Below are 671 nucleotides of genomic sequence, written 5' to 3'. Positions count from 1 at the left end.
GGCCTGCACTGCTGCGCGCCGCCCGCAGCGGCTGCCCGCGTCCGCCCACCTCCCACACTCACCGATCCGCTAGGGCATATCTTGACGCGCCTCTCACGCTCCAGAACGTCGGCCACGGTCGCCGCGACCGCTTTCGCCGCCGCCGTCATCCCTCTGCTCGGGGCCACCGCCGCGAGCGCCACGCCCGTCGGTGGCTGCCAGTCGGCCACGGTCCAGTACCGCATCGTCGACGCCTCCGGAAAGCCGGTCGACGCCGACTGGACCTCGCAGGGCGGCTTCCACCAGTGGTCCAGCGCCCCCGGCACCGTCGAGGTGCGGCTGGCTCCCGGCCAGAACGTCGGCGAGGGCTGCAAGTACCCGGTCTCGCTGGCCGAGTACACCACCGAGGGCCCCAACTGGTACACCTCGGGTCTCCAGACCCTCGTCGACCACGCGACGGTCTACCTCACCGCCGCTGATGTCGCCGGCTCGGACGACTCCAAGCAGACCTATCAGAAGCTCTCGGTCAAGTCGCCCGACTGCTACGGCCAGATCGACCTGTACGGCGACGACGTCATCTACGACGGCAAGTCCGGGGACGGGCACGGCCCCGCCCCCTACCAGCCGGGCAACGTCGTCACGCCCTACCACCTGATCGCGGCGTGGAACGGCGGGGACAAGTCCTGCACCCC

At 70.8% G+C, this 671-nt stretch carries 1 pseudogene; it reads left to right on the top strand.

Annotation, left to right across the window (positions count from 1 at the left end):
• Nucleotides 1–81 precede the first annotated feature (81 nt).
• Nucleotides 82–671, top strand: a pseudogene (locus IF54_RS0138825) (hypothetical protein); the annotation flags it as partial.

The sequence above is a fragment of the Streptomyces sp. NRRL B-3229 genome (assembly GCF_000719505.1).
GTDB lineage: Bacteria > Actinomycetota > Actinomycetes > Streptomycetales > Streptomycetaceae > Streptomyces > Streptomyces griseorubiginosus.
This window is presented reverse-complemented; position numbering and strand designations above follow the sequence as displayed.